Genomic DNA, 22,949 nt, shown 5'->3' on the forward strand with positions numbered 1-22,949 from the left:
GAGTAGACTACTGGACACGTCGATCGACAGTACGACCCCCCACGTGGTTAGTGTACTGGTGGATCCGCCGACGCCGAGCGGAGTGGCGGAGACCGGCCACGACATTGGTTTCCACACACGGGAAACTATTAATCCGGTTCCGTCACACGGTGAACGTACGCCCGGTCGGTCCCCACCGCCGGGTCGAATCCATGACCGTCCGCGACCCCATTCCGACGTTCGCCCCCCGCTGGAGCGTCCGGAAACGGGTCCGCGGGCCGGTCGCCGCTCTCCTCGGTGCCGTCGCCGCGTGACCCCGACGCGGGGGCGGCCCGCTCGCTGCCGACGCGAGCGACCGCTTCTACCGGACTGCTCTCGACACCGATCCGTCGCCCTCCGACCGCGCGGTGCGGTCTCCGGCGGCCGAACTGACGCCGACCGCGAGGCGCACGCCTCGCACCACACCCCAATCCGACGATGACAGCAGATCGACCCCCCTCCAGACGCATGGTTCGCCCCGACCTGTACGCGTGCCCGCACCCGACCGAGTCCCTCCCGTCGCTCGGCGCGACGATCGCCTTGGCGGCGCTGCCGGCCGTGGTGGTCGGGGTCCTCGCGTTTCCGATCGCGGCCGCGGTCGCGCTGGCGGCCCTCGCCGGCGCGGTCGTCGGCGCGGCGCTCCACCGACGGTATCCGAGCGCGGTCGGCCGGACGCTCCGCCTCCCGGCCGACGACGCGAGCATCCGAGAGACCTGACCGACCCCACTGACGCACGAACCCTCCGCCTCCCGCTGACGCTCCGCCCTCCCCCGAGCCGTTCGCGGAACTCGACATTTATCACTCGCCGCCACCGACCGCGACGCGTGAGCGACCGCGACTCGGAGGCACGGAGCGACCGCGGGGACGCCGTCCATCGCGATCGCGTCGTCGCCGGCGCCGCGCTGTTCAACGAGGGGCATCCCCTCGCGGCGCGTCACGTCTGGGAAGCGGCGGGGGCGTCGATCGATGACGGCGGCGGGGAAGACGCAGAGCGACCGGAGGACGCCGAGCGACTGCTTCGGGGGCTGACCGCGACCGCGACGGCGACGCACCGCGCGACCGACGGCGACGAGCCGGGCGCTTCCGAGCGCGCGGCGGACGCCGTCACGGCGCTGACGGCGGACTCCGACTCGCTGGGGGTCGCGATGGCCCCCGTCCGGGAGTGGGCTGAGCGGCTCGCCGAGGCGCCAGAGGCGACGGGGCCGGCGACGCCGCCGCGGATCCGCGTCGACGGCGAGACGCCGACGTTCGGCGATCTGTCGCTCGGGGCGGTGGGTCTCGCGGTGCCGGCGCTCGCGGCGACGGGCGAGCCGGGCGACGCGGCGACGCTCGCGACCGCGGCCGAGTTCGCGTCCGCGGAGCGCGGGACCGGGCGGACCAAGTTCGCCGAACTGCTGCTCGCGTACCTGCGGACGCCGGACGCGCGGCCGCAGGTGGCCGCGCGACTGGGCGACCACGTGGAGCGAGAAGAGCGGAAGCGGCGGGACGTGGAGGACCTGTTCTAGCGGCGCGGTCCGGCGCGAGGGCGGCCGGCGGCGGCCGCTCAGGCGTCGTCGCTCGGCGCGTCCGGGTCAGCCGGGAAGTTGGGCTCAGCGGGCGCGTCGGCGGCGTCCGCGCCGGCGGCGTAGCGGCCGCCGTTCGTCTCGGTGTCGCGGTCCGGCTTGGGTTCGCCCTCGAAGGTATAGTCGCCCGAGTTGTCCGCGGGGTCGTAGCCCAGCGCCTCGCGGGCTCGCTCGATGGAGTAGTAGCGCCGGTCGTTGTCCGAGATGCCGTACACGACCTCGTAGCCGTACGTCGCCCGGAGACAGCGGTCGAACAGGTGCGCGCAGTCACGGTGCGAGAGCCACATCGCCTGCCCCCGCTCGTACTCGCGGGGCGGGTGGTCCTTGGTGAGGTTCCCGATGCGGACGCAGACGACGCTCATGTCGAACTCGTCGTGGTAGAAGCGGCCGAGCGACTCGCCGGCCGCCTTCGAGACGCCGTAGAGGTTGCCGGGGCGCGGGAGTTCGCTCCCGTCGAGCCGGTACTCGTCTTCGGGGCGGTACAGGTCGGGCGTCCGCTCGTCGGTCTCGTAGCCGCCGACGGCGTGGTTCGAGGAGGCGAACGCGAACTTCTCGACGCCGGCCTCGGCGGCGGCGCGCATCACGACCTGCGTCCCGTCGATGTTGTTCCGGAGGACGGAGTCCCACGGCGCCGTCTTCCGCGGGTCGCCGGCGAGGTGGATCACCGCGCCGACGTCGGCGATCGCCTCGCGGACGGCGCGCTCGTCGGTGATGTCGGCGACGTACCGGTCGGCGTCGGTGACCCCGTCGGGCACCTTCGCCGCCGGGAGCGGCTCGCGGTCGAGGAGCCGCCAGTCGTAGTCGTCGCCGATACCGCGGAGGATGGCCTGTCCCACCCGTCCGCCGGCGCCCGTCAGCAGTACCGGCTCGTCCATTCGACTCTACGTGGGCGGGAGAACGGCATATATGACACGGTTCGACCGGTACGCCCGAATGCCGGCCGCGAGGCCGGGGTCACGAGAGGAAAACGGGGACGAGCGGTCGGGAGGGCGCGCCTATAGCTTCTGCCGCGAGACCTTGACGCCGGTGGGGGTGACGATGATCTGGTCGTCGCCCTTCTGGACGATGTCGCCGTCGACCTCCTGGACGACCTGCCGGAGCTCGTCGTAGACGTGTTCTATCGTCCGGTCCGACGTGGAGTGGCGGGTGATGTCGGCGATGACGAAGTCGCCGTCGTACACCGCGTCCTTGATCGGGATGACGTCGCTCTGGTCGGCGATCTCCGCGAAGTGTACCTGCGTGTCCGTTTCCGCGTGCGCGTCGGCGAAGTCGTCCGCGTCGAGTTCGACGTAGTCGTCGACGGAGCGGCTCCCACCCCCGCCGAGGATCTTGCTCATGATGCCCATACACACCACACGACGAGGTCGGACATTAGTTCTTACGTCAGACGCACCCCCCGGCGAGCGGACGCGGCCTCAGTCGAGTCGCTCCTGCCACTCTTGGACCTGCGAGAGCAGCTCCACCGGGGGCGTCTCCGCGACGTCGACGTCGCTCAGCTCCTCGATCACGGCGCGGGTCTCGGCGTCGAGCCGCTCGGCCGCCTCGGCGTCGGATCCGGTCGCTGCGGTCTTCGCAGCGCCGCCGGAGCCGCCGGATTCGACCGACGTGTCCGCGGAATTGCCTCCGTTCCGACGCGCGTTCGAGGGCTGGGCGTCCGCTCCCGTTTCCCCGTCGGCGTCGGACGCGTCCGAGAACGACCCGGACGAGAGGTCGAACACGACCTGCTGGGTGCCGCCTTCGCCGTCGCCGCCGGCGCCCCTGCGGCTCCCGTTTCTCCCGGTCCGCGAGCCGCGGGCCTCGATCGCCTTCTCCTCGCGGAGCCGGTCGAGGACCTCGTCCGAGCGGGAGACGACGGGGTCCGGGACGCCGGCGAGGTCGGCGACGTGGACGCCGTACGAGCGGTTGGTCGGGCCGTCCCGGACGGTGCGGAGGAACGTCACCTCGCCGTCGCGCTCGTCGACGGCGACGTGGACGTTCTCGACGCGCGGAAGGTGGTCGGCGAGCGTCGTCAGCTCGTGGTAGTGGGTGGCGAAAAGGGTGCGCGCGCGGACCTCGTTGTGGAGGTACTCGGTCGCGGCCCACGCGATGGAGATGCCGTCGTAGGTGGCGGTGCCGCGGCCGACCTCGTCGAGGATGACCAGCGAGTCCTCGGTGGCCGAGTGGAGGATGTTCGACAGCTCCTGCATCTCCACCATGAACGTCGATCGACCCTGCGCCAGCTCGTCGAGCGCGCCGACGCGCGTGTAGATGCCGTCGACGAGCCCCACCTCGGCGGCTCGCGCGGGGACGAACGAGCCCGCCTGCGCGAGCAGCTGGATCAGCGCAGCCTGCCGCATGTACGTCGACTTGCCGCTCATGTTCGGGCCAGTGACGATGAGGAAGCCGCGGTCGGCGTCGAGCCGCAGGTCGTTCGGGACGAAGTCGGTCGTCCCCTCGACGACGGGGTGGCGGCCGGCCTCCACGTCGAGCCGGCGCTCCGTCGTCAGCTCCGGGCGCGTCCAGTCGCGACGCGCGGCATGGGTCGCAAGCGAGGCGAGCGCGTCGAGTTCGGCGACGGCGCGCCCGGCGTCCTGAAGCAGTTCCGCGCGCTCGGCGACGCGCTCGCGGAGCTCCTCGAACAGCTCGTACTCCAGCTCGCCGCGGGCCTCCTCCAGGCGGAGGACCTCCCGCTCCTTCTCCGCGAGCTCGTCGGTGACGAACCGCTTCGAGTTCTTCAGCGTCTTGATCTCGCGGTAGTGCTCGGGCACCTGATCGGCGACCGACTTGCCGACCTGAATGTAGTAGCCGTCCGTCTTGTTGCGGTCGACGGTGACGTGGCTGAGCCCGTGCTCTCGCTTCTCGCGCTCCGCGAGCCCGTCGAGCCACGAGTTCACGCCCTCGTGGCGGTCGATCAGGTCGTCGAGTTCGTCGTCGTAGCCGCGCTTCAGGAGTCCGCCGCTCGTCTTCGCCTTGGGCGGATCCTCGGCGAGGGCGTCGGCGAGCTCTTCCCGGAGCGCGGCCGCGCGGTCGCGGTCGACCCTACCGAGCACGGCGGCCGCGGGCGAGTCGGCGAGGGCGGTGTCGTCGAGCGCGTCCGCGAGGGCGGGCAGCAGCGCGAGCGTGTCGCGGATCGAGAGCAGTTCGCGCGCGCCCGCGCTCCCGCTCGTCGTGCGCGCCGCGAGCCGTTCGAGGTCGTACGCGTCGCCGAGCACCTCGCGGAGCCGGTCGCGCGTGAGCGCCGCGGACGCCAGCGCCTCGACCGCGTCGAGCCGGTCGTCGAGCGTCTCGCGGTCACGTCGCGGCCGGGTGAGCCACTCGCGGAGTAGCCGCCCGCCGGCGGCCGTGAGTGTGTGGTCCACCGTGTCGAACAGCGAGCCGTCGGCGTCGCCCCGCATCGTCTCCGTGATCTCGAGGTTGCGCTGCGTGGTCGCGTCCACGTCGACGCGGTCGTCCGCGCCGTACGCCGTCAGGCGGGTCATCGAGGCCAACACGCCCGCCCCCGTCTCCTCGACGTACGAAAGGACCGCGCCCGCGGCGCGGACGGCGAGCGTCGAGTCGAGCCCGACGCTGTCGGTCGTCTCGCGGCCGAACTGCTCGCGCACCGCGTGTTCCGCGCGCCCGGCCGCGAACGCCTCCGCGTCGAAGGCGGTGACGCGTCCCGAGAGGTCCTCGCGGACCGCCCCGAGCAGGCCGTCGTCGTTCCGGACCTGCGGACCGGGCAGCACCTCGGCCGGGTCGAACCGGTACAGCTCCGCGCGCAGGTCGCCCCCGTCGTCGACGGTCGTGGCGAGGAACCGCCCCGTGGTCACGTCGGCGAACGCGAGCCCGTAGGGGCCGTCGGCATCGGCGTCCGCGGTCGCGCCGCGCCCGTCCTCCTCGCGGACGACCGCCGCGAGGTAGCGCGCGTCGTCGTCGCTCGTCTCCAACACCGTGCCCGGCGTGACGACGCGGACGATCTCGCGGGCGTGGTCGCCGCCCTCGGTCTCGTACTGGTCCGCGACCGCGACCCGGTAGCCGCGCTCGACCAAGGCGTTCACGTACGGCGTCAGCTCCGAGAGGGGCACGCCCGCCATCGGGTACGACGAGCCGTGGGAGGACTTCTGCGAGATCGACAGATCGAGCTCGTCGGCGACCAACTCCGCGTCGTCCGCAAAGAACTCGTAGAAGTCGCCGCACTGCATCGCGAGGACGTCCGCGTCCGTCTCCGCCTTGAGATCGAGGAACTCCCCGACGATCCCCGTTGCCATATGTCTCTACTCCCGCCGTGCGCGGCTAAAACCCTGCGGGTGTCCGTCCGGTCGGCCCGAGCCCCGCCGCGCGCCGGCGCGCCGTCATCCCAGCCGGTTCCGCTTCGTCGACGCCCGGTGAGCGATCCCGGACGCCCCGAACACGAGCGTGAAGAGCGCCGCGTACGCGTACCCGGAGACTGCGCCGAACGGGGCGGTCCCGGTCCACCCCGCCGTCGCCAGCAGTCCGCAGACGACCGCGAGCCCCGCGTAGTACTCGGCCCAGAGGATCTCGTTCTCCGAGACGATCTCCAGGTACACCTCCAGCTGTCGGCTCTCCTCGGTGAGCGACACCAGCCCCCGGTCCGACTCGTAGTCGATGAACCCGCTCGCCGCCAGCTTCGGCAGGTGCGACTGGTGGAGCGCGGTGTACACGCGCTTGCGCTGCTTGTACGTCACCGCCGGAATCTCGACGTCGTTCTCCCACGCGGCCAGCTGCTCGGCGATATCCCTGACGCGCGCCTCGGTGCCGTTGGTCTTCAGGTACTTGATCACGTTGCGACGCCGCCGATTGCTCAGCGCGGTGAACACCTCGTCGCGCGAGGGGCCCTCACCGTCGGTGTCCGACGACGCCGCTTGCTTGGCGAGTTGTGGTGTCATAGCTCATACATGCCGAATGAGAGTACGGATATCATGGGAGGATATATCACTTCGCATTGTACCCACTAGAGCCGGTCCCCGGAAGATTCGCCCGAACAGAAGCGTACACACTCGCCGTACTTCGGGCGTTCTTGGCGTCTCCGACACAGTTCATCACATCGATACAAGTGGATTTGTCCGGGCGCTGTAACGATGTTGTGGGCCGGAGAGCCCGCGTCGGATGCGGTAGGCGGCGCATACATAGGTCGGTGCGTCGCGTTCGGATCAGCATGAACGTGTCACGAGACTCGGTCGTCGGTCGCCTCCGGCAGCCGGAGTACACCGGTGCGAACCGGTGTCTCCCCTGTACGGCCGTCAACGTCGGCATCGCGGCGGCCGGGGCGGGAGCGGTGGCCGCGGTGGGCGCGCCGCTACTCGGGGCGGTCGGGTTCGGCGGCGCGCTCGGAGCCATCTGGCTCCGCGGGTACCTCGTTCCCGGGACGCCGGAACTCACGAAGCGCTACCTCCCGGAGCGGGCGCTCGCGCTGTTCGGCAAGGCGCCCGGCAACGCCGAGCCCCGCGGGCTGGGCGTCGGTGAGGTAGACCCCGAAACGTACCTCCTCGACGCGGGCGTCCTCGTCGAGACGCCCGCGGGCGACGACTTCGCGTTCGCCCCCGACTTCGCCGCGTCGTGGCGGGCGGCGGCCGAGGACGGGGCGGGAGCGACGCCCGACGAGGGGAGACGGACCGACCGCGACGACCTCGCGGCGCTCGCGGCGCTCACCGGACTCGACCGGCACGAACTCTCAATCGACTGGCGGGGCGGCGCGGGGTTCGCGTACGCCGGCGAGGAGCGGATCGGTCACTGGGAGTCGCGGCCGGCGTTCCGGGCCGACGCCGCGGCCGACCGCGTGCTGACGGGGCTCGACGGCGACTGGGCGGATCGCCCGCTCGCCGAGCGGAGCGCGGTCCTCGGCGCCCTCCGGCTGTTCGTCGCGGAGTGTCCGTCGTGCGCCGGGGACGTGGCGCTCGAAGAGCGCGTCGTCGAGTCCTGCTGTTCCAGCTACGACGCCGTCGCCGGACGGTGTGCGGGCTGTGACGCGCGGCTGTTCGAGCTTCGGCTGCCGCCGTCGCTCGCGGCCGCCGACGGGTAGAATATAAAACGGACGGCGATCGAAAACCGAGAGGGCCTGTTTTTCGAGCCCGGTCACCGGAGCCGAAGCTGCCGCAGCACCGAGAAGCGGTTGACCCACAGCTGGACGGCGCTGGCGGCGGCGAAGGCGCCGAGCGCGAGGCTGGTCCACAGCACTGGGTCGACGGCCGACACGAGCGGGAGGTCGAGGAGCGCCGCGAGCACGACGAGCAGCGAGCCCACGGCGAGCGCGCGGTACAGCTCCGACCACGTCGCGCCGCCGGGCGCGAGGATCTCCGTGTAGAGCCGCACGTCTCGCGCGCGTCGCGAGAGCTCGATTGTCTGCGACTCGCGGTCGTACGTTATCACGCCCGCGTCCGCCAGCTTCGGGAGGTGCGTCTGGACCAGCGACGTGTACACGCTCTCGCGGCAGCGCTTCGGCGGGGGGCTCTCACCGGTCTCGCGACCGGCGACGAGCGTCGACAGCTCGTTGACCGAGACCGTCCCGCCGACGGAGCTGAGCTGTTCGATCGCGCGCCGTCGGCGCTCGTTCGCGAGGATGGCGTACACCTGTTCGGCCGGAAGCACGTCGTTGCGAAGTTTCATGAGGTAGGGATCCGAAGGCCGCGCTCGGCGGCGTCCGAGTTCTGTCCCTACTGCGTCAGATGAGTGTATATGTATGCGCTCGCTACCCGTGGGAGCCGCCGATCGAGGGGCGAAAGTACGGCGTCCCTGTCGGATCCGACCCGACAAGTACGGTCTCCGTGCCGCGTTCGGCGGCGGCGGTACGGGAGACCTACCGGCAATATCCTCCGGAGTAGGGGCGCCGGACCGCCGGTCGAACGGATCCTTTGACCCGCGGCGTGAGACGTTCTATCGGTTGGAATCGGACGTTCGACGGTGACATGGGAGCGCGTAACTAGGTGGGTGTCCCTCGGAGGGGGAAGTAACCGATTCGGTCAGCCCAGCGCGGACGGGGGGCGAGTCGGGGGAGAAACCATGAGCCAAGACACAAACGACAGAATCGGACTCTCGCGGCGCAAGGTGCTCGCGGGCCTCGGCGCGGTCGGCGTCGCGTCCGCGGGCGCGGGACTCGGTACCACGGCGTACTTCAACGACAGCGAGACGTTCGAGGACAACACGCTCACCGCCGGGCAGTTCGACCTCCTGCTCGACTGGCAGCAGACGTACACGGGCCCGAACGGGCTCGAACAGATCAACGCATACCCGGACTCCAACGGTGACAACGACCAAGACATAATCCCGGACTTCGGCGAGTACCTCTCGGACTGGGTCATCGACAACGATGAGTACGACCTCCGCGCGGCCACGGACGAGTACAAGAACGACTACTTCGCGGACCTGCCGGACGACTTCGCGGGCCCGCTGATCGAGCTCGACGACGTCAAGCCCGGCGACCACGGCGAGGTGACGTTCAGCGCGCACCTGTTCGACAACCCCGGCTACCTCAGGGTCGGCGGCGACCTGATCGCGGATGACGAGAACACCGTCTCCGAGCCCGAGGCGGGCGCGGACGGCGAGGACAACGGCCTCGAAGACAACGGCGAGGAGCCGATCGTCGGCGGGGGCGAGCTCGCCGAGTCTATCGACGTGAAGTTCTGGTACGACGACGGCGACAACGCCTTCGAGGGGCTGATGGGCGACCACGACACCGTCATCGTCTTCGACCGCTCGTACTCGATGGTCGAGACCGACCCGTCGCTCCAGGGCTCGACTGATCAGTACGACCCGCAGAAGCTCCAAGACGCGGTCGACGGGGCCGTCAGCCTCGTGGACCAGCTGGAGGCCGCGAGCGTGAACGCCGTAGACCCGATCAACATCTCGGTAGTCACGTTCGGCGGGAACGGTCGGGTCGACGTCCCGCTGGGGACCGACTACGACGGTGCCCGGACTTTCCTCGAAGGGCTCCCGAACAGCCCGAATTTCGACGAGGATTCGTCGAATCGGGAAGGGACGAACATGACCGACGGTATCAGCGAGGCCCGCAGCGTTCTCGACGGCGGCGACGCCGAGGGCAAGTGTATGGTGATCCTCGGCGATGGCGTCGCGGACGACTCCGCCGCCGCCGAGAGCGAGGCACAGGCAGCGAAAGACGAGGGCGTGACGGTGTACACCGTCCAGTACGACCTCGTGCCGATTCCGGGCGACGCCACGAGCGAGAGTACGATCCTCGAAGCGAGGGAGCTGCTCCGCGAGATGGCCTCCGACGCGAACGGCACCGCAGGCCCGCGCGAGAAGCTCAGCTTCGGCACCGTCCCGAACAACGTGGCCGGCGCGTTCCAGCACATCGCCCTCCACAAGGCGGGCGAGGTCTGCCTGTTCGAGGGGACGCTCAGCGAGTTCCTCGGCTCCGACGGACTGCTGCTCGACGCCGAGCCGCTCTTGACGCTTAACGAGCCGGACGCCGCAGAACAGGGCGGAACCCCGACGGACGAGACTCGACCGACGGTCAGTTGTCCCGACGTGAACGCGACGCCGTTCAGCGCGTGCTCCACGTACTACTTCGGCTTCGAGTGGTCGATCGACCCCGAGGAAGTGGGTAACGAGATCCAGACCGACTCGATCGTGTTCGATATCGGCTTCGGCGCCGAGCAGGCCCGCCACAACGAGAGCCCGTTCGGCGTCTGTGAGGCCGAGTAGGTGCTCGAATAGCCCACTGAACGACCCCCGGACGAGCCTCGCTCGTCCATCCCAGTTCGGCGCCTTCGGGCGGCCGACACGGCGGTTCGCGACCGCCGCCGGGAGTTCCCGATAAGGGATACACAACCATGAAAGACGACACAATCGGACTCTCGCGGCGCAAGATGCTGGTCGGACTCGGAGCGGTCGGCGTGGCCTCCGCTGGCGCGGGCCTCGGCACCACGGCGTACTTCAACGACACGGAGACGTTCGAGAACAACACGCTCACTGCGGGCGAGCTCAACCTCATCGTCGACTGGGCCACCTACGTCGACCAGGGGAGCTACGGTTCGAGCGCGACCGCGGGTGAGATGGACGGTAACACGGAGAGCTACGACTTCAGCGTCGGCGACGTGAAGCCCGGCGACAGCGGGACGTTGGCGTTCTGTCCGAAGATCGTCGACAATCCCGGATACCTCTGGATCGGGAGCGAGAACGGCGTCACGGATTACGAGAACGGCCAGCCCGAGCCCGAGATGGCGCCGGTTGACAATTCTTCGGGCGGGAGCATCGGCGGTTCGAACGACGGAGCGGGAGCGGGTGAGCTGAGCGAAAATATCCTGGTCACCGTCTCGTACGCGAGCGGCATCGCTGTCGACGAACAGACCGGTGAGATCACCTGCACCGACGAGACGGTCCTCAACAACCCGTCGGACTACACGTTTGCCGACCTCGCCGCGGAGCTCGAGGCCGGCTTCCTGATCGACCCGATCCGGGACGCGAACGTGGACCCGTACCCCGCGTCCGAGGACGCGAGCGAGCAGGCCGGCCCCTGCCTCTGCATCCACTGGGAGGTCCCGACCGAGGTCGGCAACTGGATCCAGACCGACGCCCTCGAGATGGACTTCGGGTTCGTCGCCATGCAGGCGCGGCACAACGGCGACGCCGGGAACAGCACCGCCAACCCGTTCAACACCTCCTCGTAGTACAGTCGGTCGAATACCGGCCCGGACAGCCTCCGGGATGCATCGGCCCGCGCTGGCGCGCGCACGACGGTTCGATTCCGTCGGCGGGTCCTCCCTTCTCGGGAAGGTGACACGACATCATGAAAGACGACACAATCGGACTCTCGCGGCGTAAGATCCTCGGTGGCCTCGGTGCCGTCGGCCTCGCCTCCGCGGGTGCCGGCCTGGGTACGACCGCGTACTTCAACGACACCGAATCGTTCGACAACAACACGCTCACTGCGGGCGCTCTCGACCTCAAGGTCGACTGGGAAGAACACTACTCCTTCCCGCAGTACTACGGTTTCCCGGACCCGACAGACGGGCTGACGGTAAGGTGGTCGATGCCGGAAGAGGACGACACGACATCGTACACACCACTTCCGGATCCGGCGAACCCGCTCGTCTGGGTCGCGACGGCGGACCTCGACGCGTACATGGACAACACCGCGATCGAGTCGTACCCTGACACGGACGGCGACGGGAGTCAGGACCTGTTCGACGCTACCACGAACGAGGTCACGGTCGGCGATGTCTGTACCGATGGGGCGGACCTCTCGGCGGACCTCGACCCGACGGCGGCCGGTTCGCTGCGGACGGACAACGCGGACACGTACAGTGACGGGTCAGCGCTCCCGCTCGTCAACCTTCAGGACGTCAAACCGGGGGACTTCGGTGAACTCACGCTGAGTTTCCACCTCTGTGACAATCCCGGCTACGTGTGGTTCCAAGGTCAGCCCACCACGGCTGCGGAAGGCGGACACACGGAGCCCGAAGCGAACGACGTTGACGAGTCCGGGGCACCGGACGAGTCGTACGATATCACTGACGGCGACACGGTTTCGGACATCCTCGACTCTGACGTGGAACTGCTGAGCGAAATTCAGACCGTCTTGTGGTATGACGACGGCGACAACGTGCTCGGCAGCGACGGGGAGACCAGTTCCGGGAAAGTCGACATCGCGTTCCTACACGACCGGTCCGGGAGCATGGGAAACGAGGCGGCGTTCCTCGAGAACAACATCGGGAACGTCGCAACCCAACTCGATAACTCGAACCTCGACGCGGCGTTCGGCCTGATCGCGTACGAGGACAACGGTGACGGTGATTCGACACCGACCATCGTAACGACAGACATCACGACGGATTCCAGTCAGCTGGATTTCAACTTCAGTATCGAGGGCGGGACGGAGAACGCTTCGGAAGCGATCGAGTTCGCGCTGGACAACTTGACGTGGCGACAGGGTGCGAAGAAAATTCTCGTCGTCATCACCGACGAGGACGACGACGGGTCGGCCGCGGAACGCACCAGCGCACTCAACCGTATCGACAACGAGAACGCTTGCTTGCTCGCGGTTTCGCCGAATACCACGGGAGCGGACGAACTCAAGACGATGTCGGAGCAGGTCCAGTGCGGTGACTGGATCAATATCACCGACGGACTCTCTACCCAGATCCTCAACGACCTCGTTGGCTTCATCACCACGGTCGGCGGCGAGGAAGTCATCTTCCGTGGCTCGTTGCTGGACACGCTGACGAATCTTAGCTCGGGCAACGGGATTCCGCTCGACGGCGACGAATCGACCCCCTTCGACGAGCTCAACGATCCGGAGACCAGCAGCGCCCGTGAATGCTACCAGCCGCTCACGACAAACTACATCGGGTTCGCGTGGTGGCTTCCGCCGTCGGTTGACAACGAGGTCCAATCCGATTCCATCGGCTTCGACCTCGGATTCTACACCGAGCAGTGCCGGCACAACGAGGGCGCCGGCCCCGAGCAGACGGCCTGATCGTCCGGATCGCCCCGAGCAGTCGAGCAGACGGGACGAGTCGGGACAGCTGTCAAACCGGACGACCAGAGGCGGGTACGGCGCCCGTACCGTCGGGTACGATCACCGGACCGGCCGGGTAGGGCGCGCATACATACGGTCGCGGTCGGCGTGGTGAGGGGTATCGAAGGGCGGGGCGCATCGACGACACGGCCGTTCGGAGCCGCGACGATACACAATGACACAGAAAGAATCGGGACTCACGCGGCGGGAGGCACTCGCGGGCGCCGGAGCCGTCGGCTTCGCGGCCCTCGGGGCCGCCTCCGGACGGCGGACGGGGACGGGGACGGACAACTGGGACGAGTACACGGACTACACGTACGCCCAGACGGACACGCGGTTTAATCTCCTCGTCGGCTGGCGGCGCACGGAGAACGGGACGGTCGTCGATTCGAGCCCGGTCGGCGCGGTCGATGACGTCGAAGCGGCCGGCATCCGGCTCGTCGACGTCGCGAACGCGCTACCGCACGACTACGGGACGGCGAGCGTCGGCCTCCGGCTGGAAGACCCCGAGGACACCGCCCGCGTGTGGCTGAAGATCGACCCCGACCTCGACGACCTCGACGACCGCGACGACGCGAGCGTCGCGCTCGCGGAACGCATCACGCTCACGGTCCGGCAGGACACCGGGATCTTCGGGATCGGCAGCTGCGGCGGCGCTGAGGGCGAGTTCGCGAGCGCCGGCGAGCTGATCGCCGACGAGACGCTCGCTGAGATCGACGGGTCCGCGCTTGCGGACGGGGTCGAACTGCGTCCGGGCCTGCTCGGCGACGGCTGCCTCGGCCCCGGCGAACAGCGCTGTCTGACCTTCGAGTGGGAGTTTACCGGCGAGGGCGGCAACGCCGGGCAGGGCGGCGCAGTGGGCTTCCTCGTACAGTTCGCCGTCGACGAGTGCGGCTCCGAGGGGAACCCCTTCGAAATGAACGCCGCGACGGAGACCGACGCCACCGAGGTGGGACAATGACTCCCGGAGGCGACGCCGGACGGCGTCCGAGCGGGCTGAGCCGCCGCCGGCTGCTCGCCGGGATCGGCGGTGTCGGCGCGGTCGGAATGGCGAGCGGCGTCGGCACGGGCGCGTACCTCGCGGACCGGGAGACGTTCGCGAACAACGTCTTCGGCGCCGGCGAGGTCGGGCTGACGGTGGACGGCAACCCCACGGACGGGACCGTCACCGTCGGTCCGTTCGCGGTCGACCGGACGACGTTCGGCGGACGCCCCGAGCCCGAGCGGTTCGAGATCGGTGCGTCGGCGAACCCGGTCCGGGTGTGGCTCGCGACGGAGTGCCCGGACGGCGACCGGCTCGGGAACGCCCTCGAAGTCGAGGTCGTCGTCGACGGCGAGTCGCTGACGGGCGGCTACCGCCCCCTCGCCGAGGTCGAGCGCGACCTCGCGACCGGGGTGCGGATCGACGCCCGGTGTCTCGGGCCCGACGACGACCCGGTCGCCGTCGAGGTGTTCCCGTACCTCCCGGCGGACTCGCCCGACGTGGGCGGCGCGGCGACCGACCTGACGTTCCGGGTGTACGCGGAGCAGTGCCGCCACGTCGCCGAGGCGGACGCGGCGAGGTCGAACCCCTTCGTAGAGACCGAGTGCGCGTCCGCGTGCGTCCCCTGCGAGGACGAGAACGGCGTCGCGGTCGGCTCGCTCACGCTCCGGTACCTCGGCGACGACCCGGCGACCGTGGTCGTCGTCGCCACCGGCGGCGGCGCGGGCGGTCGAGGCACCGCCGGGACGACCGTGTTCGACGGCGAGGTGACTCCGGACGGGACTTTCGTGGTCGACGGGACCGCCGCGCCGACCAACGGCGACCCGGGCTGGATCGGCCCCAACATCTACCTCGACGACGGCAGGACGGGCACCGACCCCGAGACCGACGCCGACGGTACTGGCGGAAACGGCGGCGGCAGCAGAGGAAACGGAAATGGCGGCAACGGCGGCGGCCACGCGGGCGTCAACATCCACACGAGCTGTTCGGTTCCGCTCCGGGTCGGCGACGTCTACGGCGGGCTGTACGAGATCGCCGCGGCCGCGACCACGGGCGGTGAGCCGCTGTGCGGCACGGAGGAGAACTGATGACCAAACTACTCACATCACCACGGACGAAGCGCGCGGCGAACGTACTCGGGATCGTCCTGCTGATCGCCCTCGTCGCACCGTTCGCGGTGTACGCGGCGCCGGAGGTCGTCGGCGCGGACGAGAGCTTCGTCGTGCTCACGGCGAGCATGACGCCCGCCATCGCGCCGGGCGACGTGGTGATCGTCGCCGAGCGCGACCCGACTGCGATCGCCGAGGGCGACGTGATCACGTTCGTCCGCGGCACGAGCGACGTGCCGGTGACGCACCGCGTGATCGACGTGGTCGACGAGGCCGGCACGCTCGCGTTCGAGACGATGGGCGACGCCAACGAGGGGCCGGATCCGGGGCTCGTCCCCGCCGGGAGCCTCGTCGGCGCCGTGACGCTGACGATCCCGTACGTCGGGTACGTGATCCAGTTCGCGGGGACGCGAGTGGGGTTCGTCGCGCTGGTCCTGTTCCCGTTCGGGCTGCTCGCCGCGACGGAGATCTGGTCTATCGTCCGGGGCCGCGACGGATCTGAATCGCAACCCTCGATGACCGTCGATCCGGTCGACCCCGTCGACGAACCCGGCGACGGAGACGGGGCGACGGCCGGACTCGATCCGGTAGTCGGGCCCGACCCGGCGGCTGGACCCGGTCCCGCGGCCGAAATCGTGACGGCGCAGGCGACGGAGGAGGCGAGCGGTTCCGGGGGCGTCTCGGTCGACGCCGTCGGCGGCACGGCGGCGGTGCTCGCCGCATTCGCCCCGTACGCGGTGTACGTCGCGTTCGAGCTCCGGACCGCCGTCGCGATATCGGTCGCGATCGGCGTGTCGACGCTGCTGCTCGGGGCGCTCGCCGCGTGGGTGCCCGCCAGCGGTGTCTTGGACCGCAGCGGTGGAACGCCGGATCCGGCTGTCGAGACGGACGCAAGCGGACCGACGACAGACGCGATGCGTAACGGAGACTCCCCCGAGTCCGACGGGGGCGCGTCCGAGCCGAACGACACCGTCGACTCGGCGGCGGTCGCCGCCGGGGCGGAGACGACGGCGGCCGAGGACGGGGCCGAGCCGGCGTCGACGCCCGGGTCGACACCGGTGTCACGTCCCGAGGCCGCCGGGGAGGGCGACTGATGGCCGCGAACCGTGGGCTCGTCGCGCTCGTCGCGCTGGCGGTCCTCGTGTGGGGCGTCGCGTTCGCCGGAGGGGCCACGGTCGCCGTCCTCTCGGCGAGCGTCGACGTGACCGCGACGTTCGAAACCCCGGACGAACTGAACCAGATCAACGAGACCTCGACCAACGGCAGCCAGACCAACGAGACCGCCGATGTCGATCTCACCGCGGTGTCCGTCGAGAACGGGACGAGCGACCCTGACGGAGACGGCGCCGGACTGGACCAGAATGTCTCGGCACCCGTTGGGAGCAACGTTTCGGCGCCCGCTGGGAGTAACATCTCGGCGCCCACTGGCGGCAACGTCTCGGCGCCTACCGAAGAGAACGTCTCGGAACCCACCGCGGACACCAACGCCTCGGTCCCGGTAACCGACTCGGCGACAGCCGAAGCGGATCAGTCGGGGAACGAAACGGCAACCGTGGAAAACGAGGATAGTCCGTCTGAAACGCCGGACACCACGGATTCCGATACGTCTGACGCTGCGAACGAGAGCGCGTCGAGCCCGGCCGTGACATCATCAGACACGGACAGCAACGAGTCCGACCCGGCCGTGACATCCGCAGACACGGACAGCAACGAGTCTGACCCGGCCGTGACATCCGCAGACACGGACAGCAACGAGTCCGACCCGGCCGTGACATCCTCGGGCACCGACGACACGTCGAACACCGACGACAGCACGTCTGACGCACAGAGTTCGGAGACCAACGCGAAGACTCTGACAGACGATGACGACACGTCGAACACCGACGACACGTCGAACACCGACGACACGTCGAACACCGACGACAGCACGTCTGACGCGCAGAGGTCGGAGACCGACGCGACGAGCCAGACGGACGATGACGACGCGTCGGAGCCGTCCGAACCGTCGCCGGAGCCGCCGGAGAACACGACCGAGCCGACGGCGAACGGATCGGCCAGCGCGGGGGACGCGACCGGCGCCGCCGCTTCGCCGAGCACGGTCGATGCCGTCGCGGCGGAGACCGACCGGTGACTTCGATTCGACCGCGGGGCGGATCGTGAACGTGGACGTACCGATTCGACCGCGACGGAGCGGAGTTCGAGGCGGCGGTCCGTCTTGTGCGCTCGGCACCAAGCTCGCAGTACTCCTGCTCCTCGTCGCGCTGTTTCTGTTGGTGCTTATTTCCGGTCTCGCTCACGGCTTGGGGTGAACTCGGCTTCGCCTCGGAGGGGTAGGTAGTTCCCAGCGCGTGGGGGCGTCCCTCGGAGTTATGACCCGGAGCGGCGTACCGTCGCGTACGAATGGTCGCACTCGACGCCTACGCGTTCGTGTTCGTCGCCGGGTTGATCACGGCGCTGGCGACCGGGATCGGCGCGCTGCCGTTCTTCTTCTTCGAGACGATCAGCGACCGCGGGAACGTGGCGCTGTGGGGGTTCGCGTCGGGGATCATGCTCTCCGCGTCGCTGTTCGGGCTGATCCAAGAGGGGCTCGCGGAGGGGACAGCGGTTGAGATCGGCGTCGGGATGCTCGCGGGCGTCGTCCTCGTCGTCATCGCGCACGAGGTCCTGGCGGACGCCGAGATTGATCCGCGGGAGTACGAGGAGGCCGACTTCAAGAAGCTGATCCTGATCCTCGGCGTGCTGACGGTCCACAGCTTTCCGGAGGGGATCGCGGTCGGCGTCTCCTTCGCCGACCTCGGGCTGGAGGGCGGGACCGCGCTGTTCGGCTTCACCGTCCCGCTGCTCGCCGTGTTCATGACCGTCGCCATCTCGATCCACAACGTCCCCGAGGGGACCGCCATCTCGATCCCGCTGCGGGCGATGGGCGTCTCGAAGTGGAAGATGGTGTGGTGGTCGGTGTTCTCAAGTCTCCCGCAGCCGATCGGCGCCGTGATCGCGTTCGCGTTCGTCCGGTACGCCCGCGAGTTTCTCCCGTACGGCTTCGGCTTCGCGGCGGGCGCGATGATCTACCTCGTCCTGTCGGAGTTCGTCCCCGAGGCGCTCGAAACGGGCGCCGACCTCCCGCGCGGCGGCAAACCGGTCCTCGTCGGCGGCGTCGCGCTCGGCGTCGCGCTTATGATCCCGCTCGCGTACCTGTGAGTTCCGGCGGCGGGGTCCGTCACTCCTCGCCCAACGCCGTGGGATTGACCGCGCCCGGGCCCTCTCCCACGTCGTAACCGCGTCGGACCGCTTCGGTCATCCCGGCGACCGCGGCGTCGACCGCGTCGCGGAGCGGCTCCCCTCTCGCCAGTCGCGCGGCGATCGCGCTCGACAGCGCGCAGCCGGAACCGTGCGTCGCCTCGGTGTCGATCCGCGGCGTCTCGAAGCGGTCGACGGTCGGCGCGACGCGTTCCGGGGCACTACCACCCGCGTCGTCGGCCCGGACGAGGGTGTCGACGACAGCGTCCCTCTCGGCGGATTCACCGTCGAGGTGCCCGCCCTTCACCAGCGCCGCGTCGGCGCCGAGCGCGACGAGCTCGCGGCCCGCGCGCTCGGCATCGGCGGGGGTGTCGACCGGCGCGTCGGTCAGCACCGCGGCCTCGTCGGCGTTCGGCGTGACGAGCGTCGCGTCCGCGATCAGCCCCTCGTAGGCGTCCTCCGCGGCGGGCGAGAGCAGGCGATCCCCGGTCGCCGCGACCATCACGGGGTCGACGACGAGCGGGGCGTCCGTCTCCGCGACCAGTTCAGTCACTTGCTCGACGGTCTCGGCGGTCGCCAGCATTCCCGTCTTGATCGCCCCGACGGCGAAGTCGTCGGCGACCGCCGCGTACTGGCTCGCGACGTGATCGGCGGGGAGGGGGTGAACGTCCTCGACGCCGCGGGTGTTCTGCGCGGTCGTCGCCGTCACGACTGATGTGCCGAGGACGCCGTGCGCGCGCATCGCGGTCAGGTCCGCTTGGATCCCCGCCCCGCCGCCGCTGTCGCTGCCGGCGATCGTCAGCGCGACCGGCGGCTCGACCGGCTCGTACTCGGGCATAGTCGTGATACAACCTAGTGGTATTAATTAGTGGTGTTCTTCCCGCTCGGCCGAGCTACCGGATTCCTCGGACGGCGAACGGTCGGTGCCTCACCGCGACGACGAACGGATTCAGGTCCCCTCGACGAGGCGTTCGAGCTGCTCGGGCGGGACGGCGCCGCGCGCCGCGTACCCGTCGTATGCGAAGGTCGGCACGCCGGTAATCCCCTCCCGCTGCGCCTCGGTGAACCGCTCGCGGACGGTCTCGCGGAGCGTCTCGTCGTCGAGGGCCGACCGCACCTCGTCGGCCTCGGCGCCCGCGTCGACGGCGAGTTCGGCTAGGAGGTCGGCGTCGCCGATGTCCTCACCGTCCTCCCAGAGCGCGGCGAAGACCGCCTCGTCGAAGGCGAGCCACGTCTCGTAGTCGTGGTGTTCACGGAGGTAGTACGAGACGATCTGGGCGGGGAGCGAGTCGACATCCTCGGCGATGTCGAGGTCCATCTCCACGCCGTAGTCGTCGGCGAGCCGGCGGACGTTCTGTTTCGCCTGTTCGAAGTACTCGTCGTCTTTCCCGTCGTCGACGGAGTGGTCGATCGTCCCGTCCGGGCGGCGCTTCTGGCTCCGCAGGTCGAACGGGCGCCAGTCGATCGCGAGCTCCTCGTCGCGGTTCTCTTGATACTGTGAGAGGGACTGACGACCCAGATAACAGAACGGGCAGACGTAGTCCGAGTACACCGTGATGGTCTGTCGGTCGGCGCTCATGGACGGGCGTAACGCCCGGCGATACAAAACGGTGTGTTCGGCGGCGGTCGAGGGGGTCAGTCGCTCGCGTTCGGCTCCGACGGCGGCTGGTCGTCCTCCGGGCCGTCGCGCGGGACTCCGGGGTCGGACCGCGGTTCGACCAGCCGGTACGCGAGCGCCACCGAGCCGAACGCGAGCGCGAACCCGGCGACGACGTCGGTGAGCCAGTGGATGCCGAGGTACATCGTCGCGACCACGACCGACAGCGAGAGCGGGACCGCGACCGGCGTCCACCGGGGGTACTCCTCGTGGGTCAGCACCGCGAACGTCCCGACGGTGACCGACAGCGAGGTGTGAAGCGACGGGAAGACGTTCGAGTTCACGTTCACCTCGCTCGTCAGCGCCATCACGTCGGGCTGCGTGGTGAACAGCAGCGGCGTCACCATGTCGGGCATCACGTTCCGCGGGCCGTGGGCGAACACCGCCGTGTACAGCACCAGCCCGATCCCGTAGTTGAGCGCGTACGCGACGAGGACGCGGCTGAACGTCGTTGTCCGGGGGAGCGCGAGGTACGCGACCGGCGGGAACGCGAGCAGGAACGCGTAGCCGTACACGTACACCCACGAGAAGTAGGCGGTCAGCGCGGGGGTCGCGAACGTCGCCTGAACCCACGCGACGAAGCCGCCCTCCAGCCCGTAAATGAACGCCGTCGCCTGAAGGCCGAACAGCCTGGAGACGTCCAGTAGCGGGGGGCGCCCGACGGCGCTGGCGATCAGCACCGCGCAGACGACAGCGACGGCCCGACGCGCGTCCCAGAGCCGGTCGCGGAGCCCGCTCCACGTCTCGCGGAGCCGGGCGGGGCCGATCACCGCGACGCTCGCGACGACCAGCATCGCCACGACCCACGCCACGACCGACGTGAGGACCGAGAGGAACGGCGTCATCGCCCCCGCGAGAGCAGCCGCCCCTCGCCGTCGAACCGGTACCCGATTTCCCGGAGCGCCTCGCGGGCGGCCGCGACATCCAGCGACCCACCGTCGTCGAAGAACGGGTGGACTGGGTCGCTCCCGTCGGCCCACGCCACCGACTCCGGAACATCAGCCGAGGACGCCGCGAGCGGCGAGGTCGCCGCCCGCGCGTAGCCGTCGAAGGCGCCGTCGACGATCGCGGTCTTATCGATCAGCCGAGCGATCACCGCCCGGAACCGGGGGTTCGACAGCGGGCTCCGGCGCACGTTGTACCCGACGTGGTAGAACGCCGCCGACCGCCCGCTCACGAGCCGGGCGTCAGCCGAGCGACCGATCCGCGGGACCGACTCGGGCCCGAGGTTCGAGACGGTGGCGTCCGCGAGTCCCTCGGCGACCGACTCCACGGCCGAGATGTCCGACGGCAGGACCTCGATGCGGAGCCGGTCGAAGGCGGGCTTCCCGTGGTATCGGGACGGGACCCCCGCTCGCGGGTCAGCGGTCTCCCCGGACGCGTCCGCGTCGTCCTCGGGCGTCGACCGGACGAGGAAGTGGTCGGGGTTCCGCTCGAAGGCGACCGACTCCCCGGCGGTCGCCTCGACGAACCGGAGCGGCCCGCTCCCGACGGGGTCGGGGTTGTTCGAGACGATCGCCTCCGTGGTCTCGAAGTCGAACTCGAAGCCGGCGATCGTCGCCGCGCCGGTCCGCTCCGACCAGACGTGTTCCGGGAGGATCGGCACCCGGAGCGCCCTGGCGGCGACCGTCTCGTTCACGTCGGCCACGGTGAGTCGGACCGTCGACTCGTCGCGGGCGCGCGCCCCCTCGACGACGGAACTCCGGCCGCGGAACCGGGGGGTCGGAACCGGGGTCTCGACGTTCCCGAGGGAGGTGTCGCGGAGGAACGCGTAGGTGAACGCCACGTCGCTCGCCGTCACGGGCTCGCCGTCGTGCCACCGGGCCTCTCGGAGCGTGACGTCGAGCGTGGTCTCGTCGACCCGTTCCCAGCCGGTCGCCAGCCACGGGAAGAACTCGTCGCCGTCCGCGCGGACGAGGGGGTCGTACAACAGACCCGTGAACGTGCCGTGGTTCCGGTATTCGGCGGCGATCGGGTTCCAGTTCTCCGTGATCCGGTCGTCGGTCGTCACGAGCCGGAGGGCGTCCCCCGTCGCGTCGGCGGCGGCCGCGTCGGTCGTCGTCTCGACGCCGCCCGCCGACGCGTTCGTCGCGGAACCGCCGCCTCCCGAGCCGTCGGCGGCGACGTCGTCGAGTTCGAGGAGCCCGGTGACGGAGAGCGGCTGTCGGTCCTCCGTCCAGCCGTCGAACCGGCTCTCTTGGACGGCGGTGAGCGCATCGGGGAACGCGACGACGGAGAAGGGCTGAAGCTCGCACACCGTCTCTTGGAGGGCGTCGACGGCGTCGTCGCGATCGCGGCCGGCCGCCCGGCGCTGCCGTTCGAGCAGGTCGTCGACGGCCATCTCCGTGAGGCCGAAGGGGTTCTGCCACCCCGACTCCGCGACGAACCGCGAATGGGTCAGCCCGTACAGCGTGTCGGGGTCGAACGGCTCCGTCTCCACGAACTGCCCGACGTAGAGGTCGAAGTTCTGGTTGATGAGCACCTTCCGCCAGAGGTCGGTCTGTCCGACGGTGTTGAGCCGGACATCGATGCCGACGGCGGTCAGGTGCTCTTCGAGCTGTCTGGCGATGCGGATCCCGTTGGGGTCGGCGTCCGCCGGCGTGGCGTTGATCTCGAGGGTCAGCTGCTCGGGGGGATCGCGGCCGGCGATGTTCTCCGTGCGACCGAGACAGCCGGCGCTGGCGGCCGCGAGGCCGAGCCCTGCGAGCGCCGCTCGTCGACTGATCGATCGCGTCATTCGGACGTTTCCACCTGTTTTCAGCCGCTCGGTATATCTCTTCTGTGCCGTCGTCGCGCCGAGAGCGGTCGCACCGACGCCGTCGGGCCGCCCGAGCGCCGAGGCGAGCCGCCTCAGATGGCGTTCGGCAGCGGGAGCGCTAGATCGGCGAGGAGCCCCGCGCGTGGGGGATAAGGGCGGGCGGAACCGCAACCC

The 22,949-nt window shown here is 69.8% G+C and carries 21 protein-coding genes; 12 read left to right on the top strand and 9 right to left on the bottom strand.

All coding sequences use genetic code 11. The features are described 5' to 3' along the window. Positions 1 to 149: 149 nt before the first annotated feature. The 3 genes from Z052_RS20235 to Z052_RS12285 all read left to right on the top strand — a co-directional run bounded on the left by Z052_RS20235 (position 150) and on the right by Z052_RS12285 (position 1,523). Positions 150 to 293 (top strand): hypothetical protein, encoded by a 144-nt coding sequence (locus tag Z052_RS20235; RefSeq protein WP_155120041.1) that lies wholly within the window; start codon positions 150 to 152, stop codon positions 291 to 293. A gap of 193 nt (positions 294 to 486) precedes the next feature. Beyond that, positions 487 to 735 (top strand): hypothetical protein, encoded by a 249-nt coding sequence (locus Z052_RS12280; RefSeq protein ID WP_241897935.1) that lies wholly within the window; start codon positions 487 to 489, stop codon positions 733 to 735. A 107-nt stretch (positions 736 to 842) separates the two neighbouring features. Then, positions 843 to 1,523 (top strand): hypothetical protein, encoded by a 681-nt coding sequence (locus Z052_RS12285; RefSeq protein ID WP_099289059.1) that lies wholly within the window; start codon positions 843 to 845, stop codon positions 1,521 to 1,523. Between the two features lie 38 nt (positions 1,524 to 1,561). On the opposite strand, the gene azf is transcribed toward Z052_RS12285, so the two are convergent. The 4 genes from azf to Z052_RS12305 form a co-directional block, all read right to left on the bottom strand. Further along, on the bottom strand, positions 1,562 to 2,455 hold the full coding sequence (azf, locus tag Z052_RS12290) for an NAD-dependent glucose-6-phosphate dehydrogenase Azf (protein ID WP_049932190.1): 894 nt from the start codon (positions 2,453 to 2,455) through the stop codon (positions 1,562 to 1,564). Between the two features lie 120 nt (positions 2,456 to 2,575). Further along, a complete protein-coding gene (gene sepF / locus Z052_RS12295; RefSeq protein WP_049932189.1) occupies positions 2,576 to 2,926 on the bottom strand; it encodes a cell division protein SepF in 351 nt (116 codons plus the stop codon). A gap of 69 nt (positions 2,927 to 2,995) precedes the next feature. Next, on the bottom strand, positions 2,996 to 5,806 hold the full coding sequence (mutS, locus tag Z052_RS12300; RefSeq protein WP_099289060.1) for a DNA mismatch repair protein MutS: 2,811 nt from the start codon (positions 5,804 to 5,806) through the stop codon (positions 2,996 to 2,998). An 84-nt stretch (positions 5,807 to 5,890) separates the two neighbouring features. Further along, positions 5,891 to 6,445, bottom strand: coding sequence for a hypothetical protein (locus Z052_RS12305; RefSeq protein ID WP_049932185.1), 555 nt, complete (start codon positions 6,443 to 6,445; stop codon positions 5,891 to 5,893). 269 nt (positions 6,446 to 6,714) lie between these two features. On the opposite strand from Z052_RS12305, the gene Z052_RS12310 reads away from it, so the two are divergent. After that, positions 6,715 to 7,578, top strand: coding sequence for a hypothetical protein (locus tag Z052_RS12310; RefSeq protein WP_099289061.1), 864 nt, complete (start codon positions 6,715 to 6,717; stop codon positions 7,576 to 7,578). A gap of 53 nt (positions 7,579 to 7,631) precedes the next feature. On the opposite strand, the gene Z052_RS12315 is transcribed toward Z052_RS12310, so the two are convergent. Further along, positions 7,632 to 8,162, bottom strand: a complete 531-nt coding sequence (locus Z052_RS12315) for a hypothetical protein (protein WP_099289062.1) — start codon at positions 8,160 to 8,162, stop codon at positions 7,632 to 7,634. 393 nt (positions 8,163 to 8,555) lie between these two features. Between Z052_RS12315 and Z052_RS12320 the strand changes: the two genes are divergently transcribed. The 8 genes from Z052_RS12320 to Z052_RS12355 all read left to right on the top strand — a co-directional run bounded on the left by Z052_RS12320 (position 8,556) and on the right by Z052_RS12355 (position 18,321). Continuing rightward, a complete protein-coding gene (locus Z052_RS12320) occupies positions 8,556 to 10,217 on the top strand; it encodes a SipW-dependent-type signal peptide and vWA domain-containing protein (RefSeq protein ID WP_099289063.1) in 1,662 nt (553 codons plus the stop codon). Between the two features lie 128 nt (positions 10,218 to 10,345). After that, positions 10,346 to 11,182, top strand: coding sequence for a SipW-dependent-type signal peptide-containing protein (locus tag Z052_RS12325; RefSeq protein WP_099289064.1), 837 nt, complete (start codon positions 10,346 to 10,348; stop codon positions 11,180 to 11,182). A gap of 119 nt (positions 11,183 to 11,301) precedes the next feature. Next, entirely contained in the window at positions 11,302 to 12,990 is a 1,689-nt protein-coding gene (locus tag Z052_RS12330; protein ID WP_099289065.1) for a VWA domain-containing protein, read from the top strand. A 217-nt stretch (positions 12,991 to 13,207) separates the two neighbouring features. Beyond that, the gene (locus Z052_RS12335) at positions 13,208 to 13,993 is read left to right on the top strand and encodes a hypothetical protein (protein WP_099289066.1); all 786 of its coding nucleotides are present in this window, start codon (positions 13,208 to 13,210) and stop codon (positions 13,991 to 13,993) included. Further along, a complete protein-coding gene (locus Z052_RS12340) occupies positions 13,990 to 15,102 on the top strand; it encodes a hypothetical protein (RefSeq protein WP_099289067.1) in 1,113 nt (370 codons plus the stop codon). The genes Z052_RS12335 and Z052_RS12340 overlap by 4 nt, the downstream gene beginning before the upstream one ends. Further along, positions 15,102 to 16,217: a signal peptidase I gene (locus Z052_RS12345; protein ID WP_094580061.1), complete on the top strand. Its 1,116-nt coding sequence runs from the start codon at positions 15,102 to 15,104 to the stop codon at positions 16,215 to 16,217. Before Z052_RS12340 ends, Z052_RS12345 begins: the two co-directional genes overlap by 1 nt. Beyond that, positions 16,217 to 17,254 (top strand): hypothetical protein, encoded by a 1,038-nt coding sequence (locus Z052_RS12350; RefSeq protein ID WP_099289068.1) that lies wholly within the window; start codon positions 16,217 to 16,219, stop codon positions 17,252 to 17,254. Before Z052_RS12345 ends, Z052_RS12350 begins: the two co-directional genes overlap by 1 nt. Before the next feature lie 269 nt (positions 17,255 to 17,523). After that, positions 17,524 to 18,321, top strand: a complete 798-nt coding sequence (locus tag Z052_RS12355) for a ZIP family metal transporter (protein WP_086216603.1) — start codon at positions 17,524 to 17,526, stop codon at positions 18,319 to 18,321. A gap of 19 nt (positions 18,322 to 18,340) precedes the next feature. Here Z052_RS12355 and thiD read toward each other — a convergent pair whose 3' ends face one another. The 4 genes from thiD to Z052_RS12375 all read right to left on the bottom strand — a co-directional run bounded on the left by thiD (position 18,341) and on the right by Z052_RS12375 (position 22,754). After that, positions 18,341 to 19,198: a bifunctional hydroxymethylpyrimidine kinase/phosphomethylpyrimidine kinase gene (gene thiD / locus Z052_RS12360; RefSeq protein ID WP_049932170.1), complete on the bottom strand. Its 858-nt coding sequence runs from the start codon at positions 19,196 to 19,198 to the stop codon at positions 18,341 to 18,343. Positions 19,199 to 19,309: 111 nt separating this feature from the next. Further along, positions 19,310 to 19,939, bottom strand: a complete 630-nt coding sequence (locus tag Z052_RS12365) for a DsbA family protein (protein ID WP_049932168.1) — start codon at positions 19,937 to 19,939, stop codon at positions 19,310 to 19,312. Between the two features lie 56 nt (positions 19,940 to 19,995). After that, on the bottom strand, positions 19,996 to 20,862 hold the full coding sequence (locus Z052_RS12370) for a phosphatase PAP2 family protein (protein WP_049932166.1): 867 nt from the start codon (positions 20,860 to 20,862) through the stop codon (positions 19,996 to 19,998). Then, positions 20,859 to 22,754 (bottom strand): ABC transporter substrate-binding protein, encoded by a 1,896-nt coding sequence (locus Z052_RS12375; RefSeq protein ID WP_094580067.1) that lies wholly within the window; start codon positions 22,752 to 22,754, stop codon positions 20,859 to 20,861. Before Z052_RS12375 ends, Z052_RS12370 begins: the two co-directional genes overlap by 4 nt. Positions 22,755 to 22,949 lie beyond the last annotated feature (195 nt).

The sequence above is a fragment of the Halorubrum sp. C191 genome (genome assembly GCF_002727095.1).
Lineage (GTDB): Archaea > Halobacteriota > Halobacteria > Halobacteriales > Haloferacaceae > Halorubrum > Halorubrum ezzemoulense.

Coding starts and splice junctions, on each gene's coding strand:
- thiD (WP_049932170.1), bottom strand. CDS start 19,198: ATGCCCGAGTACGAGCCGGTCGAGCCGCCGGTCGCGCTGACGATCGCC.
- Z052_RS12345 (WP_094580061.1), top strand. CDS start 15,102: ATGACCAAACTACTCACATCACCACGGACGAAGCGCGCGGCGAACGTA.
- Z052_RS12320 (WP_099289063.1), top strand. CDS start 8,556: ATGAGCCAAGACACAAACGACAGAATCGGACTCTCGCGGCGCAAGGTG.
- Z052_RS12365 (WP_049932168.1), bottom strand. CDS start 19,939: ATGAGCGCCGACCGACAGACCATCACGGTGTACTCGGACTACGTCTGC.
- mutS (WP_099289060.1), bottom strand. CDS start 5,806: ATGGCAACGGGGATCGTCGGGGAGTTCCTCGATCTCAAGGCGGAGACG.
- Z052_RS12370 (WP_049932166.1), bottom strand. CDS start 20,862: ATGACGCCGTTCCTCTCGGTCCTCACGTCGGTCGTGGCGTGGGTCGTG.
- Z052_RS12340 (WP_099289067.1), top strand. CDS start 13,990: ATGACTCCCGGAGGCGACGCCGGACGGCGTCCGAGCGGGCTGAGCCGC.
- Z052_RS12355 (WP_086216603.1), top strand. CDS start 17,524: ATGGTCGCACTCGACGCCTACGCGTTCGTGTTCGTCGCCGGGTTGATC.
- Z052_RS12315 (WP_099289062.1), bottom strand. CDS start 8,162: ATGAAACTTCGCAACGACGTGCTTCCGGCCGAACAGGTGTACGCCATC.
- Z052_RS12330 (WP_099289065.1), top strand. CDS start 11,302: ATGAAAGACGACACAATCGGACTCTCGCGGCGTAAGATCCTCGGTGGC.
- Z052_RS12350 (WP_099289068.1), top strand. CDS start 16,217: ATGGCCGCGAACCGTGGGCTCGTCGCGCTCGTCGCGCTGGCGGTCCTC.
- Z052_RS12310 (WP_099289061.1), top strand. CDS start 6,715: ATGAACGTGTCACGAGACTCGGTCGTCGGTCGCCTCCGGCAGCCGGAG.
- sepF (WP_049932189.1), bottom strand. CDS start 2,926: ATGGGCATCATGAGCAAGATCCTCGGCGGGGGTGGGAGCCGCTCCGTC.
- Z052_RS12280 (WP_241897935.1), top strand. CDS start 487: ATGGTTCGCCCCGACCTGTACGCGTGCCCGCACCCGACCGAGTCCCTC.
- Z052_RS12375 (WP_094580067.1), bottom strand. CDS start 22,754: ATGACGCGATCGATCAGTCGACGAGCGGCGCTCGCAGGGCTCGGCCTC.
- azf (WP_049932190.1), bottom strand. CDS start 2,455: ATGGACGAGCCGGTACTGCTGACGGGCGCCGGCGGACGGGTGGGACAG.
- Z052_RS12335 (WP_099289066.1), top strand. CDS start 13,208: ATGACACAGAAAGAATCGGGACTCACGCGGCGGGAGGCACTCGCGGGC.
- Z052_RS12305 (WP_049932185.1), bottom strand. CDS start 6,445: ATGACACCACAACTCGCCAAGCAAGCGGCGTCGTCGGACACCGACGGT.
- Z052_RS12325 (WP_099289064.1), top strand. CDS start 10,346: ATGAAAGACGACACAATCGGACTCTCGCGGCGCAAGATGCTGGTCGGA.